This window comes from Nostoc sp., from assembly GCF_036918245.1.
Taxonomy (GTDB): Bacteria; Cyanobacteriota; Cyanobacteriia; order Cyanobacteriales; family Nostocaceae; genus Nostoc.
Genome location: NZ_JBALEF010000071.1, coordinates 155,169 through 175,488, shown reverse-complemented (window position 1 = coordinate 175,488; position 20,320 = coordinate 155,169). Strand labels below are relative to the sequence as shown.

The 20,320-nt window shown below is 41.2% G+C and carries 8 protein-coding genes and 1 pseudogene; 8 read left to right on the top strand and 1 reads right to left on the bottom strand.

The annotated features are described in order from the left end of the window. Positions 1-24 precede the first annotated feature (24 nt). Positions 25-1,233: an ABC exporter membrane fusion protein gene (locus V7L12_RS20595; RefSeq protein WP_335087040.1), complete on the bottom strand. Its 1,209-nt coding sequence runs from the start codon at positions 1,231-1,233 to the stop codon at positions 25-27. 1,373 nt (positions 1,234-2,606) lie between these two features. Here V7L12_RS20595 and V7L12_RS20590 point away from each other — a divergent pair. The 8 genes and pseudogenes from V7L12_RS20590 (at position 2,607) to V7L12_RS20555 (ending at position 20,286) form a co-directional block, all read left to right on the top strand. Further along, positions 2,607-2,884 (top strand): annotated as a pseudogene (locus tag V7L12_RS20590) (hypothetical protein). 204 nt (positions 2,885-3,088) lie between these two features. Next, positions 3,089-8,533: a beta-ketoacyl synthase N-terminal-like domain-containing protein gene (locus tag V7L12_RS20585; RefSeq protein ID WP_335087038.1), complete on the top strand. Its 5,445-nt coding sequence runs from the start codon at positions 3,089-3,091 to the stop codon at positions 8,531-8,533. 251 nt (positions 8,534-8,784) lie between these two features. Then, positions 8,785-10,512, top strand: coding sequence for an SDR family NAD(P)-dependent oxidoreductase (locus V7L12_RS20580; protein WP_335087036.1), 1,728 nt, complete (start codon positions 8,785-8,787; stop codon positions 10,510-10,512). 147 nt (positions 10,513-10,659) lie between these two features. After that, positions 10,660-15,408 carry a PfaB family protein gene (locus tag V7L12_RS20575; RefSeq protein WP_335087034.1) on the top strand — a complete coding sequence of 1,583 codons (4,749 nt, stop codon included), beginning with the start codon at positions 10,660-10,662 and terminating at the stop codon, positions 15,406-15,408. A 135-nt stretch (positions 15,409-15,543) separates the two neighbouring features. Then, positions 15,544-17,220: a PfaD family polyunsaturated fatty acid/polyketide biosynthesis protein gene (locus tag V7L12_RS20570; protein ID WP_335087032.1), complete on the top strand. Its 1,677-nt coding sequence runs from the start codon at positions 15,544-15,546 to the stop codon at positions 17,218-17,220. Between the two features lie 2 nt (positions 17,221-17,222). After that, positions 17,223-18,737, top strand: a complete 1,515-nt coding sequence (locus tag V7L12_RS20565; protein ID WP_335087030.1) for a thioester reductase domain-containing protein — start codon at positions 17,223-17,225, stop codon at positions 18,735-18,737. Positions 18,738-18,796: 59 nt separating this feature from the next. Further along, the gene (locus V7L12_RS20560) at positions 18,797-19,027 is read left to right on the top strand and encodes a hypothetical protein (RefSeq protein ID WP_335087028.1); all 231 of its coding nucleotides are present in this window, start codon (positions 18,797-18,799) and stop codon (positions 19,025-19,027) included. Between the two features lie 455 nt (positions 19,028-19,482). After that, positions 19,483-20,286: an SDR family NAD(P)-dependent oxidoreductase gene (locus V7L12_RS20555; protein WP_335087026.1), complete on the top strand. Its 804-nt coding sequence runs from the start codon at positions 19,483-19,485 to the stop codon at positions 20,284-20,286. The last annotated feature ends 34 nt before the right edge of the window (positions 20,287-20,320 follow it).

Here is a 20,320-nt window from a genome sequence, read left to right as displayed (position 1 = left end):
TTGTGAATGACCTATGCCCTATAACTAAATATGAATGGCGACATCCACTTGTAAATTAGTTAAACGAGCGACCTTTTGACTATCTGCGGGATTATCGATGGAGATTTTCACTTCAACTATTCTGCGGTCTGTATCGGAACCAGGGTTTAGGCTAAAGATGTTTTGCTTGTCAACTTGCCAACCAATCTCTTTTACAGTTCCTTTTATTGTTCCAGTAAATGCAGTGCTGGTAATTGTGGCTTTTTGTCCTACACGCACTTTTTGAACATCGGTTTGATACACCTCTGCAATCACATACATTTGAGATGTCTTACCTATTTCAGCAAATCCTCTGCTGGTGCTGATTACTTCTCCGGTTTTGGCGTGAATTTTCAAAATTTTGCCATTTATGGGAGATTTAATGTAACTTAAATCCAAGTCGGCTTTTGCTTGTTGAACAGAAGTTGTTGCACTGTTGACTTCGGTTTGTGCAACTTGAACATCTACACTACGCACTTCGCTAATACTGGTGAGTTGCGCTTGTGCTTGCTTGCGTTGTTCTTGGAATGTGTCTTGAGTCCGCTTGAGAGTGGCTTGAGCTTCTGTTAACTGCTGTTGTGTAGTCTTTAGTTGCAAAGCTTTGGTATCTGCTACAGAAGCCGCGATCGCACCTTGTTTATATAATTGCTGATAGCGATCGTTCTCAGCTTGAGCGTTGTCTACTTCAGCCTGGATGCGGTCAATTGTCGCCTGTTGGGTAGCAACGTCCCCTTTATATTGTGGCTCTAAACGGGCGATCGCAGCCTTTTGAGCATCAACATCTCCAGTTTTAGCTCCAGATTTCACCTGCGCTAATTTGGCTTTGGCAACTTGCAGCTGGTCTAAAGCCTGTTGCAATGCGGTTCTAGAACGACCATAATTTTCTAGATAGGCCAATAATTGCCCTGCTTTAACTGCATCTCCTTCTTTCACCAACAGTCTATCTACTCGTACCCCATTATTAGAAGCAGGAGCAGTCAAAGAAGTAATTTCGCCTTCTGGCTCCAAACGTCCCAAGGCTGTCACAGCAACTTTCGCAGGCGTGGCAGCTTTGGGAGGATTCGCTGGCGATGTCACAACTTTCGGTTTAGACCAATAGGGTGCCAAGCTATAGAAAGTGATTAATCCAGCCGCTAAAGTGAGAGAAGCTGCTAAAATTACTTGCGATCGGCCTACGGGTTTTGTGAATAATCGACTTTCTTTATTTACTGCCATATTTTCATTCCAATTCTGCTTTTTTAGAGAATATCCTGGTTAGATTTAGTCGATTAGAATAGACTCATCCGCAAATTACCAAGAGGGCTTTTCCTCTAGCGTTTCTACCTTAAATTAAGTGGATGGATCTAAATTGGTTTTATATGAATTGTTGTACGCTTTTAACGCCCAAACTTACTATTGTGGCGTGAAAATTAATGGCGTGTTATTTCAAAGCTTCCTAAGTTATATCCTATTTTGTCATCTAATCCCGTAGCGTAAAATACAATAGCGCTAGTCAGAAAACTTAACTGTTAAGAACAACGAAGCGCTAATGAAAATGAGATCAAAACCTAGATAAACTTGTTATTAAGTATGGACTAAAAATTGATTATTGTCAACTAATTGAATTTGCATAAGTCCTGATTCTCTCACTAAAATTATTTCATCACAGTAGGATTAGGTGCTGAAAAAATGTACCGTTCACTAATCTATTGTCTAGCAATTGAATACCGATAAATAGTTATTTATTAAGCAGATTTGATATTACTAACAGATTATTATTATCAAGGTTGTGTAATATAAGACATTCTTATATAGCTGTTCTCATTCAGATGCGGTACAACATTATATCGCGGGGTGTAGGGGCACTCACGCAAACGAGAAGCGCTATAGCGGTTTCTAGTAGTGGCAATTCATCAATTACTCCTACTTAAGCTATTAGTCCTGTAATTGATTGCAGAGCAGGTCAGTGGTAGATGAGATGCAAAACCTGAGCTTTGCTTCAGTTTACTTTTTACTGAAGATTCATTTAACTCATATTATGTTTATCAAGCAACATACTTAAAATTAATATTTGCTTTATAAATAACTACTTTGCTTCTTCAATTGACTTATATTAAAAAATAACCAAAAACTTTGACCCAATTCTGATGTTTTTTTGAGCAATAATACTTATGGTTATTGAACTTATCTATGTATTCATTGAATTGTTACTTACTAGACAATAGATTTGTAGTGTTAACTTAATCAAGAAAATATTTATGTAGTCATGAATTCTACTTTGATGCTGAATTTTATTCAAAATTGATATCAGTAAGAGTATGTGGTTATTTATAAAATAACTTTAAAGGAATGATTTAGTTTCTGTAAAGTATGTTAGTCTTTTTATTAATTCAATGCTTTAAAGTGGTAAGACAAACTAGTTATTTCATTGAGATTTTTAAATTAAAAATAACTAAAGATAACTGCTTTGTCATAACCTTGTGATCGTTTAATTACTTTTCCAACTTGCATAAACTCGGATTAAAGGCGGTGTCTTTTCTGTAACGAACTTGTCAACTTTACTGGGTCAAATACCATAAAATATATTATCCCGGACGTTGAAACTAGCTATGACATTGATTGAGATACAGAACGTTGTTATTAACACCAGCTATGTTGCTGTGTTTAGGCTAGATAATCAAACGGTTTAGGGTGAAAAAAAGTTTCTGTTTCCTTAGCTACTCCTCAGTTTTCCTCGCTCCAGTAGGATACCATTGCTCAAAATCTCTACTATTACAAATGGATTGAATTCACTGGTCAAGCAGCTATTACACTCCAAGACTATTTTACCAGTTTTAACAACGTCATCGACCTATTGCCACAATATCAAGAGTCTAGCGTTGTATAACATTTTTTCGCGATCGCAGTGTGCCAAAATCGCCTATAAATCTAAGGCTTTATCGGGGCAGTATGTGTCGTGTAGTGTCGATTTGGAGAAAAGCATTTAGCACAGATAGGATAGCTAGCTGCTTTACAAGACGAGAGATTTTGATTATTTAGTAGGCAACAGAAATTACTGTAGCTACACAATCCACAGTACTAACTATGCCCTATGTCTGCTTATTCAATTGATACTGCCTTAGCGGAGTTAGAGAGCCTTATCAATAATTGTGAAAAGGCTGTAATGAGGTCTATAGAGGAAAAAAACATGAAGTCAGATAAATCAGATAAATCAGTGTCAATCAACAAAATTAACAGACAATTACAACACAATCCTATAGCCATTGTTGGAATGGCCTCTCTATTGCCTCAAGCCAGAAACTTACGGGAATACTGGCAAAATATAGTCAACAAAATTGACTGTATTACTGATGTTCCTTCTACTCACTGGAGTGTTGAAGATTATTACGATCCGAATCCCAGAACTACTGAAGATAAAACCTATTGTAAAAGAGGTGGGTTTCTTCCAGAGGTAGATTTTAACCCGATGGAATTCGGCATACCACCCAGCATTTTAGAAGTCACAGATGTATCGCAACTATTAAGTTTAGTGGTTGCGAAAGAAGCGATGGAAGATGCAGGTTATGGCGAAAAACGTGAGTTTGACCGCGAGATGGTTGGGGTAATCTTAGGCGTGGCTATGGCCAAGCAGTTAGGAATGCCACTTTCTGCCAGGTTGGAATATCCGATTTGGGAAAAAGCACTTAAAAGCAGTGGTTTATCTGACGAGGATACGCAAAAAATCGTCGATAAAATCAAAAGCGCCTACGTGAAATGGGATGAGAATGCTTTCCCTGGAATGTTAGCTAACGTAGTCGCAGGTAGAATTGCCAATCGCCTCAACTTTGGCGGGATGAACTGCGTAGTTGATGCCGCTTGCGCTAGTTCCTTCGGTGCTTTAAAGATGGCAATTAGCGAACTAATTGAGCATCGTTCTGACATGATGTTGACTGGTGGTGTTGATACTGACAACACCATCATGGCTTTCATATCTTTCAGCAAAACACCGGCTGTTTCTCCTAGTGAGAGTGTCAAACCTTTCGATGCTAAATCCGATGGGATGATGCTAGGTGAAGGTATCGGGATGATTGTCCTTAAACGCCTGGAAGATGCTGAACGGGACAATGATAAAATATATGCCGTAATTAAAGGTATTGGTACTTCCAGTGATGGGCGTTACAAGAGCATTTATGCTCCCCGCAAAGAAGGTCAAGTTAAAGCCTTAGAACGTGCTTATGAAGATGCTGGCTTTTCTCCCGCCACTGTTGGTTTGATGGAAGCACATGGTACCGGTACAATGGCTGGAGATCCGACAGAATTCGGTTCTTTAAAAGACTTCTTTGATGGACATGATGACAAAAAGCAGCACATCGCTTTGGGTAGTGTGAAATCACAAATCGGACACACAAAAGCGGCTGCGGGTGCGGCGAGTTTGATTAAAACTGCTTTGGCTTTACATCACAAAGTATTACCGCCCACAATTAACATTACCGAGCCGAACCCCAAACTCAACATTAAAAATTCATCCTTTTATTTGAATACCGAAACCAGACCTTGGATTCGTCCAGAAGGGGAAGCACCCAGACGCGCAGGTGTAAGTTCCTTTGGTTTTGGTGGAACCAACTATCACGTCGTTTTGGAAGAATATGAAGCCGACCAAAACCACGCTTACCGCTTACACAGTGGTGCTAGTGAAGTGCTGTTGTTTGCTCCTACAGTAGAGCAATTGTTGAGCAAATCGGAAGAGATTTTAGGTAAGTTGCGATCGCCAGATGCATCTACACACTATGCACAATTAGTCAAGGAATGCAAATCACCACAGATTCCCCTCTCTGCTCCCAGGTTTGGGTTCGTAGCCGAGAATCTGGAAGAAGCTTGCAAGTTCTTGCAAACTAGCATTGACTGGCTGAAACTCAAAGGGTCAGCAGCATCTTGGGAACATCCCCAAGGGATTTATTACCGTTCCTCTGGTATGGAGTTGGGCGGAAAAGTTGTCTCTCTATTTTCTGGTCAAGGTTCGCAATACTTGGAGATGGGCCGGGAACTGGTAATGAATTTCCCTTTGATGCGCCGTCTTCATGGTTATATGGATAGCCTGTTAATCAAAGATAATTTGCAGCCGCTTTCAGAGATAGTTTTTCCTCATCCTGTGTTTGGAGAGGCAGAAAAAAATGTCCAAATTGCTGCCTTACAACGCACAGAATATGCTCAACCAGCCATCGGGGTGTTGAGTGCAGGGATGTACAGCATCCTGCAACAAGCTGGGTTTAAGTCAGATTTTGTGGCGGGACATAGCTTTGGTGAACTAACAGCTTTGTGGGCTGCGGGAGTTTTGAGTACTGAAGATTACTTGTTTTTAGTGAAAGCTAGGGGTCAAGCAATGGCGGCTCCTGAAGACCCGGATCATGATGCGGGTAGTATGCTGGCTGTCAAAGAAGACATCAGCAAAGTCGAAGTAGTGTTGAGACATTTTCCCCAAGTTGCGATCGCTAATCAAAATTCTCCGACTCAATTTGTTTTGGCTGGCCCCACCGCAGAAATAGTGAGAGTTAGAGAGGCTTTACACGAGAAAGGATATACAGCTGTATTGTTACCTGTTTCAGCAGCTTTCCATACACCGCTAATCGCCTTTGCTCAGAAATCCTTTGCGATCGCTACCAAGTCAGTCAAGTTCCAAAGTCCCAAAATCCCTGTTTACAGCAACGTTACCAGTAAGCAGTATCCCAAGGAACCCCAAGGTATTCAAAAAATCCTGGAAACGCACCTTTCCAACTCAGTGCTGTTTAAACAGGAAATTGAAAATATCTATGCGGCGGGTGGTACTTGCTTTGTGGAATTTGGGCCGAGGAAAATTCTCACCAACTTAGTCAAAGATATCCTTGGCGATCGCCCACATATTACCGTATCTTTGAACCCCAGCACCCAAAAGAATAGCGATCGCTCTTTGCGGGAAGCAGTTGTGCAATTGCGAGTGATTGGTTTGGCTTTGAATAACCTCGATCCTTACCAACTTCCCCAAACTATCCCCCCAATTGAGACGAAGAAGACATTAAATGTCCGTTTAAACGGGATAAACTACAGATCCGAAAAAACGAAAAATGCCTTCGCTCTAGCTTTGCAGGATGGGCATAAAGTCACATTACCTACCCCCGAATATCCTGATGCGGCTCCCTTATTTAGCAGCCCAGGTGTGACTCCAACTCTCGCTGCGATCGAGACTAACGGACATAAAAAATCCACCGCAACAATCAACGGTGTGAGTTCTAATATCATCACCCAACCAGAGCAACAAATGAATCCTGTGACCCTTTCACAGCCAGCCCAGGAATCTAAGATGCAACCAACGCCAGAAAAACTTACAAATTACCAACAACTTTTAGAAAGTTTAGAATACCTTCTGACACAGTTCCAGGAAAATCAAGCCGAGAATTTACAAGTTCACGGTACTTATCTCAACCATCAAATGGAATACGCTAAGGCATTTTTCCAACTGATGCAGCAGCAGAATTCTTTGTTGAGTGAAAGTAAATCAACAGCCGAAACTGCCAAAATGAAGCTAGTTGTCATGGAAAGCCTAGAGCGCAGCATGATGCAGTTTCACTCCCAACAAGGTGAAACCCTACGCATCCATGAGCAATATCTTCAAGAACAGTTGGAATATACCAAAAACTTTTTCCAACTCATACAGCAAGAGTATTCTCAAATCATCTCTGGTGAGGGAGCAACCCAACTAACAGAGAAACTGAGCAATTTCACTCCGTTCACAATAGAAACAACTGTTACTGATGCACCAGTACCTCCTACTACCAAGATAGTAGAAAGCCAGCCTTTGCCTGTAACTGAGCCTATAGCTAAAAATGGCTTAAATGTTACCCAAGAACCTCTGCCGCCTGCTGTAGAGCCTGTAGTTGCAACTTCCTACTCCCCACTTCCCACTCCCCACTTCCCCACTGTCGAGACAGTAGAGCCTGTAGTCGCGCCACCTATCCCAGTAGTAGAACCTCAAGCCGAGGTTGTAGTCAAAATTAGCTCACCCCCAGTCAATGAAGTTGTTGCATTCACCCCAGAACCAGCATCCACAACTGCTGCACCTGTATCTGGCGCAACCATCGATATTGTTGACTTGGATAAAAACCTCTTAGCCATCACCAGCGATAAGACCGGCTACCCAGTAGAGATGCTGGAAATGGATATGGATATGGAGGCGGACTTAGGGATTGACTCCATCAAACGGGTAGAAATTTTAGGGGCGCTACAAGAAATGTACCCCAACTTACCCAAGCCCAATTTAGAAGAACTAGCAGAAAAACGCACCATCGGTCAAGTTGTAGAGTATCTGCAATCCCACGCTTCTAAAAGTATTACTGTAGAAATTGCAGTTCACGAAGTACAACAAGCAACCGAGATTCTAGTAGAGACTGCACCTGTAGTTGAGGTAGTCACTTCACCTGAGACAAGCGTAGTTGAGGTAGTAACTTCACCAGAACCAAGCCTAGTTGTCGCATTCACCCCAGAACCAGAAGCCGTTACAAGTGATGAATTTGCAAACTTAGGTGAAACCCTGTTAGCCATCACCAGTGATAAGACCGGCTATCCAGTCGAGATGCTGGAATTGGAAATGGACATGGAAGCCGACTTAGGGATTGACTCCATCAAACGGGTAGAAATCTTAGGGGCGATGCAAGAAATGTACCCCAACTTACCCAAACCGAATATCGAAGAACTCGGAGACCTCCGCACCATCGGTCAAATAGTCGATTACCTACAGCAGTTAGCTGGAGGCGAAAAAAAAAAATCTGAGCCTGAGTTTGTCCAACAACAGCCACCAGAATTAGAGCATAATATCCAGCGCCATCCCGTCAAACTCAAAAGCCTACCACAGCCCGATTATTTGGATTTCACGTTACCAGAGGGACACATCGCTTTAATTACCGATGATGGTTCCCTCACCACTTATAAATTAACTGAATCCCTAATCGAGAAAGGCTGGAAAGTAGTAGTTATCAGCTTCCCCCAATCGCTGATCGCCCAACAAGCGCCCTTACCCACAGGAGTAACCCGCGTTACCTTAGCAAACTTGAATGAAGAACATCTCCAACAACAATTGCAAGCGATCGCATCTCACTGCGGGGCGATTGGGGCCTTCATCCATCTCCATCCACTGTTTGTAGGAAATCACACCGGGAGTATTTCTTATAACGAACAAGAAAAGGCGATCGTCAAACAGGTATTTTTGATGGCGAAACACCTCAAACCTTCCCTAAACGAAGCCGCGCATCATGGACGTAGTTGTTTTTGCACAGTTGCTCATCTCGATGGAGCCTTCGGCTTAGAGTACAAAGTCAACTTTGGGGCGATCGGCGCTGGCTTATTCGGATTAACCAAAACTCTGAGATGGGAATGGCCAAAGGTATTTACCCGTGCGATCGACCTCAGTCCCAGACTTGATGCTAAACAGTCAGTACAAAACATCATTGCCGAGCTTCACGACCCCAATCTTTATATTAGTGAAGTTGGCTACGGCTCACAAGGACGAGTCACCATTATCGCCGATTAATTAGTTCTTTGATATAGCAGTCTTATTTGAGTTGTGAAAATTCCTGTTTTGAACGAACCGCAAAGGACGCAAAGAGCGCAAAGAAAAGAAATAAACAGAGAATTTCACAATTTTTTAGGACTGCTACTAGGATGTTTTTTACTTCCTTGCTACTACAAGAATATTGCCTATTTCTCTTACTTTGCGTCCTTTGCGCCCTTTGCGGTTCGTATATCAAAAAAACCAATTTATACAGGTATTTACGAGGATTTATGACCCAAACAGCCCAGCTTAGTCCATCATCTGTCTTTGTCGTGAGCGGCGGTGCAAAAGGGATTACGGCTGAGTGTACTATCAGATTAGCCCAACAGCAACCCTGCAAATTTATCCTTCTCGGTCGCTCCGAACTTTTAGAAACCGAGCCAGATTTTGCTCAAGATTGTGATGAATCAGCATTGAAAAAACGCATCATGGAAAATCTTCTTTCCCAAGGAGAAAAGCCCACACCCATGAGCGTGCAAAAGATATATAACAAAATTACCTCCAGCCGCGAAATTAAAAAGACTTTAGCAGCAATTCAAAAAACAGGAGCTAAAGCAGAATATATCAGTGTTGATGTCACAGATACGCAGGCTTTACAGGAAAAACTTGCCACTTCTGTACAACGTATGGGCCCAATAACAGGAATCATCCACGGGGCTGGGAATTTAGCCGATAAGTTAATTGAAAAGAAAACAGAACAGGATTTTGAAAAAGTTTACACCGCTAAAGTGCAAGGATTAGAAAATCTACTTACTTGCATTAACCCTAGTCAACTTCAGCATTTAGTTTTGTTTTCTTCTGTAACAGGATTTCATGGAAATATTGGACAGTCTGATTATGCGATCGCTAATGAAATTCTCAATAAATCAGCCCATCTAATCAAGCAAAACTATCCCTCATGCCATGTAGTTGCGATTAATTGGGGAGCTTGGGATAGTGGTATGGTGACACCGGAATTAAAGAAAGTTTTTCAAGAGCGCAAAATTGAAATAATTCCGATTGCAGTTGGAGCACAAATGCTCGTTCAAGAAATAAATAGCGCCACTGATCCAACTGCACAAGTTGTGATTGGTAGCACAATGATTCCAGTTGCGACAGAACTAGATTCTCAACTGCGAACCCATCATATTCGTCGCCAAATGACACTAGCAGCTAATCCCTTTTTGCTGGATCATACTATTGCTGGTTCTCCAGTTTTACCAGCAACTTGTGCAATGTCATGGATGATCAATGCCTGTGAACAACTTTATCCAGGTTACAGATTGTTCTATCACAAAAACTTTAAAATATTGAAGGGAATTACTTTCAATGAATCTTTAGCAAAGGAACATATTTTAGAAATAGAAGAAATTTCCAAGGTTAGCTTTGAAAACATCGAAGTTAAAGCGAAAATCTGGAGTAAAAACCCAGAAGGAAAAATTCATTATCATTTTAGCGCTCAACTCAATCTCCGGCAAGAAATCCCCATTTGCCACCCTTATGAATCAATTAATCTTGAACAGGATAATATCATCACCGCTACAGGAAAAGCCCTTTACCAAAATGGAGGAAGTACATTATTTCATGGCCCTGCTTTTCAAGAAGTCCAAAAAGTCTTAAACATTAGCCCTGAAAAAATCACTACAGAATGTTTTTGGCAAGAAATCAGCGACAAGCAACAAGGACAATTTCCAGTGCAATGGATCAATCCTTATACGATTGACTTGAGTATGCACGGGTTATGGATTTGGACACAGCACTTTTATCAAGAAGGTTGTTTACCTGGTAAGGTGGAAAAATATGAACAGTTTGCAGCTACACCACATAACAAACCTTTTTACGTTTCTTGTGAAGTGAAAGCGAAAACAGCAACTAGTGCGATCGCTGACTTTATCATACATGACCGTCAAGGACAAATATATTCGCGTATGCTCGGTGCCCACGCAATTATTTGGTCGATGAAATCACTCAGAAGCTAGTAATCTTCAACTTCTTCTCTCTGCGCCTCTTTTGTCCCATACGTGAGCTATTTCTTCAGCAACCGCCTTTTTAAAGTTTGGGGAACAGCGTAAATCCTGCGTTTTAAATATCTCTTGCCTAATACCCAAACCTTAAGGATATAACTAGTGGAAAAAATAGCGATCATCGGATTATCATGTCTATTTCCCGATGCTAAAAACCCCGAAGAATTCTGGCAGAATATTGTTAATCAAAAAGATTCGACATCCTCTGCAACAGTCGAAGAAATCGGAGTAGATCCGACAATCTTTCACAATCCAGTTAAAGGCACACCAGATAAAACCTATTCTCTCCAGGGAGGATACATCCGTAACTTTCAGTTTGACCCTGGTGAATACAATCTACCATCAGAATTTGTTGCTGGTTTAGATAATACCTTTAAATGGTCGTTGTATGCTGCTAAACAAGCAATTGTGCATAGTGGTTATTGGGGTAATCAAACTGTTCTCTCTAAATGTGGTGTAATTTTAGGTAATCTTTCGCTTCCTACGAAGTTATCTAATCAATTATTCTCTCCCCTTTACCAGAAAGCGATCGCACCTGCTGTCAGAGAACTTTTACAGTATGAAGACTTTGATTTAGCTGTCTCAACTGCAACTAAAGCATCTTTGTACAATGCCATGATATCTGGCTTACCAGCATCTATAATTGCTCAAGCTCTATCTCTATCCCAGATTAATTTCTGTCTGGATGCTGCTTGTTCATCATCATTTTATGCTATTAAAGTAGCATCTCATTACTTATGGTCACACAAAGCTGATGTCATGTTAGCTGGAGCGATAAGTTGTGCAGATCCCCTATTCGTGCGGATGTTATTTTCCGGTGTTCAAGGGTATCCAGAAAACGGCATCAGCCGCCCCTTAGATAAGTCCTCAAGAGGACTAATCCCCGCCGATGGTGTTGGGATGGTGATGCTGAAAAGATATTCTGATGCCATCAGAGATGGTGATCATATTATCGCCACTATCTGCGGTAATGGACTTTCAAATGATGGCAAGGGTAAACACTTACTCAGTCCTAATTCTAAAGGACAAATCTTAGCTTTTGAGCGAGCCTATAATGAGGCAAAAACTAATCCAAAATCTATCGATTATTTAGAGTGTCATGTTACTGGCACATTACTGGGAGATTCAACTGAAGTCAATTCTATAGAAACATTTTTTGGTAAAAATCATGCTGCACCTCTAGTAGGTTCAGTCAAGGCAAATACTGGTCATTTGCTAACTGCTGCTGGCATGGTTGGCTTGACTAAAGTGATTTTGAGTATGTCTCATGGCGTAATTCCACCAACTATTAATGTTACTGAACCTTTACCTTCCGAAAATAGTACAATCTCCGTTGATAAAATTGTTAGAACAGCTACAGCATGGCCTAATAATAATGCACCAATTAAACGGGTAGCCATCAGTGCTTTTGGTTTTGGCGGCACTAATTCTCATCTGATTTTAGAACAAGGAAATACAGCACAATCAGTTGATTCAATTGCGCCTGTTCCACCTGTAAAAGTCGCCATCGTCGGCATGGATGCCTTTTTTGGTAATTGCAATGGCTTGGATGCTTTTGAACGCAGTATTTATGATGGAACACAGCATTTTACTTCCCTACCGCCTCAAAGATGGCATGGTATAGAAAATCAAGAGAATGTCCTGAAAGAGTACGGTTTAACAGATGGAAAAGCACCAATAGGGGCATACATCAAAGATTTTGAAATCGATACTTTATCGTCCAAAATCCCACCGAATGAAATAGAGAAGTTAAACCCACAACAATTATTACTCTTGAAGGTTGCCGATCGCGCCGTGAAAGATGCGAAACTACAGGAGGGTGGCAATGTGGCGGTTATTATCGCTGCTGAGACAGAGTTTTCTGTGCATCAGCTACAGCAAAGATGGAATCTATCTTGGCAAGTTAAGGATGGCTTACTCAATCAAGGAATTTCTTTACCTGATGAACAGCTTTCCCAACTAGAAACCATCGTCAAAGATAGCATTCACCAACCAGTAGAAATCGGCGAATATGTCAGTCACATCGCCAACATCATGGCAAGTCGAATTTCGGCTTTGTGGAATTTTACTGGTCCTGCATTCACCATGACGGCTGGCGAAAATTCTGCCCTCAAGGCGTTGGAAGTTGCACAAATGCTACTCGCTACGGGAGAAGTTGATGCGGTGGTTGTGGGTGCAGTGGATTTAGCCGGTGGTGTGGAAAATGTCTTGTTCCGCAGCCAATTTGCACCAATTAATACGGGTGTCAATACGTTGGGTTATGACCAACAAGCTAATGGCTGGACGGTTGGCGAAGGTGCTGGTGCAGTTGTCCTCAAACGTTACGAAACTGCTAAAGAAGACAATGAACGCATCTATGCAGTAATTGATGCCATGAGTTTCGCACAAGGTAATTCTACCATAAGTAATGCTTTGGTAAAACCTGATGCTTCAGCCATCAGCAATGTCTGCAAACAAGCTTTCCAGATGGCAGAGATTCAACCTACAGAGGTTAACTATGTAGAAGTCTTCGGTAGTGGCGTTCCCCAGGAGGATGAAGCCGAAATCACAGGTTTACTGCAAGCTTATCCGAAAGTGGGCAATGGTTTGCATTGTGCATTGGGCAGCGTCAAAGCCAATATCGGCCACACCTATACAGCATCGGGAATTGCTAGCTTAATCAAAACTGCTCTGTGTCTTTATTACAGGTATATTCCCGCCACACCCAAATGGTCTGGTGTCAAAACACCGCAAGTATGGGAAGGTAGTCCTTTCTATGTAGCGATGGAATCAAGACCTTGGTTTGTCGATAAAGGCGGCACACGCAGAATAGCAGCAATTAATAGTATGGGTATAGATGGCAGTTACGCCCATTTAATCTTATCGGAGGAACCTAGCCAAGAGGAGCGCGACAACAGATATTTGCAACAAATGCCTTTTCATCTGTTCCCGATTGCAGTTAGCGATCGCTCCACCATACCAGATTTACTTAACCATCTCCAAAAATCCATTGAAGCTAGTTCTTCTTTATCAGCTACCGCCAGCGAGACATTTGCTAATTTTGAACAGCATTCTGAGGCTAAATACGTCTTATCAATCACAGGACGTAACAAAAAAGATTTACTCAAAGAAATTGAATCTGCCCGCAAAGGTGTAAATAATGCCTTTGAAAACGGCACAGATTGGCAAACACCACTAGGAAGTTATTTCACAGCAAAACCATTGGGTAAAACCGGAGCAGTTGCTTACGTTTACCCCGCAGCAGTCAATTCTTATATCGGTATTGGTCGCAGCGTCTTCCGGTTATTTCCGAAAGTCTTCGAGGATTTAAAAAGTAACAATCTCTATAACCGGGCTGCCGATGTAGAAAAGTTGGTTTATCCCAGAAGTTTACCTAAATTGACAACTAGGCAACTAGAAACTCTCGAAAAGCAATTATTAGATGACTCACTGGGAATGTTTGAAAGTGAAATTGCCTTTGCTAGATACATGACGGCAATTTTCCGAGATGATTTTCAAGTCAAGCCGCAATGTGTATTTGGGTATAGCTTAGGTGAAACTAGCATGATGGTTGCCCAAGGAGTTTGGAGTGATTTTGAGGGTGGAAGTAACACCTTAAACTCATCACCTCTATTTGGCGATAAGTTATCTGGGCCAAAAAATGCTGTGCGTGAATATTGGGGATTAACAGATTCACCAAACAACAATTTTTGGAATACTTATGTTCTCATGGCTACTCCATCGCAAGTTAGAGAATGCCTCAAACATGAGAATCGCGTCTATTTAACTCAAATCAACACACCAGAAGAAGTATTAATTGCTGGTGAAGATGCAGCCTGTAAGCGATTGATTCAAACTCTAGGTTGCAATTCTTTCCCCGCTCCCTTCGACCATGTGATCCATTGTGAAGCGATGCGATCGCAGTACGAAGAAATTAAGAAGGTAAACACCTTACCATCGCAAACTCTTCCTGGTATTGTATTTTATTCTGCCGCCGATTATCAACCGATCGCACTTGAAAGCGACGCCATTGCTCACAACATCGCCAAAGGATTGTGCCAAGAACTTGATTTTCCGCAATTAGTTAACCGTGTCTACGGTGATGGTGTCCGAATATTTTTAGAAGCGGGCGCAGGTAGTGTCTGTTCACGATGGATTGATAAAATTCTCGGCAACAAAGAACACATCACAGTATCTCTGAATCGTAGAGGGATGGATGATCATGCTTCAATGGTCAAAGCATTAGCAAAACTACTTAGTCATCAGGTGAACGTGGATTTGTCACCGTTGTACAGCAAAGCCCAAGACACTGCTAATTCAAATAAAGCAACATTGAGAACAGTTACCTTGGGTGGAAAAGCGATCGCTGCTACAATTTTAAGCGACGAAAATCGTAAACTTGTTGAAGATTTTGCTGGAGATATTAGGAGCGATCGCTTCAAAATACAGCATCTAAATATACCTGATGTTCAACAATCTGAAATCACAGATTTTCTTAACACTTCCAACCAAATAACCCAAGAAGAGAATTACTCCCCTAACATATTGCCTCAGCCAGAAGAAGTAAAAGCGAAAAATATCATTGATAACGTTTTTGAACCGAGAGAACAATTACAATCTTCTGAGTCAAGCGCAATTGGGCAGCAAATTTCTCTTTCTTCGCCACCTATCATCACTCAAAAAATTAGTAGCATCATCAGCATGTTCGATTTAAATAAGACTCAGTATCAAAAGCTCAATGCTAATAATTCAAAGATAACTAAAGCACACACTGCCTTCTTGCAAGCTAGACAAGATTACAGTCAGCAAATGAGCGAAATAATTCAATTGCAACTAGCTTGCGCCCAAAATTTGCTTAACGACGAATCTTGACATAAGTCTACATACTTCAACCATCAATGACCTTGGGTAAGGGGAAAGGTGAACTGGTAAAAGAAAAATATTTCTTCCCCACTCCCTATTCCCCACTCCCCTTATTTAATAATTGTAATCCGAGGGATAACTGCCGTGACAACCGTAGATACGGTACTAAGTAAACACGATAATGGCCTTAATTTCTCTTCCTGGTCTTATAACAAAAACCAGGTTTGGAAAGGTTCTTTAGAAACTGTATCTTTCGAGAAACAAACCATCAAAGATAAATTGATGGTGTTAAATAAACCCTGCTACATCGTGAAAGTTGCCGGAAAAATCGGTGTCACAAATGAGGGGTATTTATCCCCTGGTGATAATGGCACAACAGCACAAGTAGAACTACTTACATTTGCAGCACCAATCCGCATTCAACAATTTGGAGATCCCAATTTTCTCTCCTCTTATGGAGTGAAATATGCCTACGTCACCGGCGCAATGGCTGGCGGAATAGCTTCTGAAGAAATGGTGATTGCACTCGGAAAAGAGCAAATTTTGAGTTCCTTTGGTGCAGGTGGTTTAATTCCAGAACGTTTAGAAGTAGCCATAAATCGCATTCAACAAGCTTTACCTCAAGGGCCTTATGCATTTAATTTAATTCACAGTCCCAATGAACCTGCAATTGAACGGCGAGCTGTGGATTTATACCTCAAATATCAAGTGAGAACAGTAGAAGCATCTGCATTTCTCGACTTGACCCCCAACATTGTTTATTACCGTGTTGCTGGATTGGGATTGAATAGCGCCAATCAAATTGAAATCAAAAATAAAATCATTGCCAAAATTTCTCGCCGAGAAGTTGCTACTAAATTTCTGCAACCAGCACCGGCCAGAATAATCAAAGAACTCCTGGAACAAGGGTTAATTACTGAGTTACAAGCAACCCTTGCAGCCAAAGTTCCAATGGCTGATGATATTACCGTTGAGGCTGATTCTGGAGGTCATACAGATAATCGTCCTCTGGTTTGTGTGTTACCTTCTATTATTGCCTTGCGAGATGAAATTCAAGCACAATATCATTACCAAACACCGATTAGAATCGGCGTTGCAGGGGGAATTGGCACACCACAATCAGCATTAGCAGCCTTTATGATGGGTGCTGCTTATATAATGACCGGTTCCATTAATCAGTCATGCGTTGAATCTGGGGCTTGTGAACATACCAAAAAGTTACTAGCCCAAGCTGAAATGGCTGATATGATTATGGCCCCAGCAGCAGATATGTTTGAAATGGGAGTCAAATTGCAAGTTCTCAAACGGGGTACGATGTTCCCCATGCGAGCGCAGAAATTATTTGAACTCTATCGCGCTTATAATTCCATTGAAGAGATTCCTTTGGCAGAAAGAGAGAAATTAGAAAAACAAGTTTTTCGCAAAACTATTGCTGAAGTATGGGAAGGAACTGCGGCTTATTTGTCCCAAAAGAATCCTGAGAAACTTGGGAAAGCAGTCAATAATCCTAAACTGAAAATGGCGTTGATTTTCCGCTGGTATCTAGGATTATCTTCTCGCTGGTCTAGTTCTGGTGAAAAAGGTAGAGAAGTCGATTATCAAATTTGGTGTGGCCCGGCAATGGGCGGTTTCAATGACTGGGTACGCGGTTCCTACCTGTCTGAATCAAATAATCGTCAGGTAGTTGATGTTGCTAATCAAATTATGACTGGTGCAGCCTTTTTGTATCGTGTCCAAAATTTGAAAATTCAAGGATTGCAAGCTTCCGATTATTACAGTCAGTATCACCCTGTTCGTTCTACATCATTGTTGGAGATTTAAAAATGACTATAAAACAGTCTTTCACAGCAGACGATATTGAAACATTTTTGGTATCTAATTTAGCTAAATTGCTAGGAGTAGCAACTGATGAAATAGATGTCAAAGAACATTTAGAAAATTATGGGTTGGATTCAGCCCAAGCAATGATTCTAGTAAGTAACTTAGAAAAGTTGCTCGGATTTCAACCATCTCCATTGCTGCTGTGGCATTACCCAAATATTGAAGCTCTTTCACAGCGTTTAGCTGAAGAAGTGCAAGATGGTTCACCAGTTCAAGATACAGGGGTGACAGCTTCTAATGCCAACGCTGCTCCCGCTGTTCTAGATTTAGCTGCTGAGGCTGTTCTTGACCCTACCATCCACCCCGGTGCTGCATCTAATCTGCCTTTGGGTGAACCCAAGAATATCTTTTTAACTGGAGGAACAGGCTTTTTAGGAGCTTTTGTCATCCGGGAATTGCTACAAGAAACCAATGCGGATATCTATTGCTTAGTGCGTGCTGCTAATCCTGAAGAAGGCAAAAGCAAACTCCAAAAAAATCTGCAACAATATGCAATTTGGCAAGAAGAATTTAACTCAAGAATTATTCCGATTGTCGGTGATTTATCTCAGCCCTTGTTAGGTGTTGGCTCTGAACAGTTTCAAATTTTAGCTGCTAATATTGATACCATCTATCATAGTGGTGCTTTGTTGAATTATGTTTTTCCATACTCCGCACTGAAAGCAGCTAATGTTTTAGGTACTCAAGAAGTTTTGAGATTGGCTTGTCAAATTAAAGTCAAGCCTGTACATTATGTTTCTAGTGTTGCTGTTTTTGAATCCACTGCTTATGCTGGCAAGGTTGTTAAAGAACAGGATGAATTCAATCATTGGGAAGGTATTTATCTTGGTTACTCACAAACTAAATGGGTAGCTGAAAAGTTAGTTAAAATTGCTCATGATCGTGGACTTCCTATAACTATTCACAGACCACCACTGATTTCTGGTGATAGCAAAACAGGCATTTGTAACACACATGACTTTATCAATTTGATGACCAAGGGCTGTCTACAAATGGGAAGTTTCCCGGATGTAGATTATATGTTAGATATGTCTCCTGTGGACTATGTAAGTAAAGCCATTGTTTATTTATCACGGCAAAAAGAATCGATAGGCAAAGCTTTCAATTTACAACATCCCCAACCTGCTGCTTTGAAAATGCTAGTTGAGTGGATACGCTCTTTTGGTTATTCAGTTGAGATGATTTCTTACGAAAAATGGCAATCAGAGTTAATCAATAATGTGTCTTCTGTAGACAATCCTTTGTATACTCTGCGACCCTTTTTACTGGAACGTTGGTCTGATGAACAACTGACTATTCCTGATTTGTACTTGCAAGCTAGAAGACCCCATATTAGCTGCCAAGATACTCTCAATGCACTAGCAGGTAGTTCTATTGTTTGTCCCCCGATTGACTCTCAATTGTTTATGACTTATACCGCCTACTTGATTCAAAGCGGTTTCTTAAATATCGCTTAGAAACTCAAAAGTTGCGTAGGATATGTTAGCAACTTAACGCACCGTCCCAGATATTTTCGGTGCGTTACAGAAGCCGTAACACAACGCCAGTTGCGACAACGGATAGCGCAGCGTTAGCAAGTCAGACGCTCCTACGGACGCTTGAGTACTCGCTACTGCTACGCTATCGAGCGTCGGGAACCTCCCTTTGGGTGACGCTCCTACGTCGCTACCGCTACGCTAACACCAGTCGCCTACAGCGCTGGATTCACCGCAACGCACTGGCTCCCCTACAAAATAATTTTATTTAGTCGATGTTTTTTAAAACTCAGTACTACTGAATAGCCAATCTTTTAGATGCCAGGAACAACTCATAGACTAACAGAGGCAATATAATTGCCCTGTTTTTTTATGCTCAATCATGTAAATTTTTAGTATTCACCTCTTGACAGAAGTAATTGAGGATAGAATGGTTAGTATCGGGTATGAAAGTTTGATTCTAACTGCTGGCTTTTGTCAGTAATTAAAAGCCAGCGCTAGGAGTTTGAAATAACTGAACTTTTTTAATGCCCAACTTATTCGATGCATAAATCCTAAATTTGCGTTTGGACTGCTACATATATCCAAGGCATCACACAAGCATTTGAAAGGGTAATAACTCAAGACATTTCTCGTCAGTTGAGATATTACGCATACTTAATTGTAGAACGAGAACGACTGTAAATGCAACGCAGCTTCATCAAATTGAATTCACCAACATTCTTACATGAACACAACACATCAAGGACAGAGCAGACAAACTGCTCTTATTACTGGGTCAGCTGGTGGAATTGGCTACGAATTAGCGTGTATTTTTGCTGCTCATGATTATAATCTGGTCTTAGTAGACAGAAATGGGCCAAAGCTAGTAGAAATTGCTGTTAAATTCCAAGAAGAATTTGGAATTTTTGTCAAACCTATTGTTAAGGATTTATCTATATCAACGGCTCCTGAAGAAATTTTTACAGAGTTGCAAAAAGCCGATATAAATGTTGATGTCCTGGTAAATAATGCCGGATTTGGGATTTATGGATTATTTCACGAAACTGACCTAGCAACGGAATTGGAAATGCTACAGGTAAATTTGGTGTGTCTTACCCATTTAACCAAGCTATTCGTGAAGCACATGGTAAAGCAAGGTGAAGGTAAAATCTTAAACGTCGCCTCAGCTGCTGCCTTTCAACCAGGGCCTTTGATGGCGGTTTATTTTGCTACTAAAGCTTATATCTTATCTTTTTCAGAAGCGATCGCTAATGAATTAGAAGGTACTGGTGTCACTGTGACAGTTCTTTGCCCAGGCTCAACCGCATCAGCCTTTCATGAAAGAACTGGGATGGCTGACTCTAAGTTGCTCAAGGGTAAGAAGATGATGGATGCACGAACAGTAGCCGAAATTGGTTTTCACGCCTTAATGAAGGGCAAAACCATTGTTATTCCTGGTTTTATCAATAAACTACTTGCAAAAAGCGTCAGATTTGTACCTAGAAAGCTGGTGACAAAAATTGTCAGAAATATGCAGGAAGATAAGTAGGGGCATTGGGCATGGGGCATTGGGAAGAAAAACT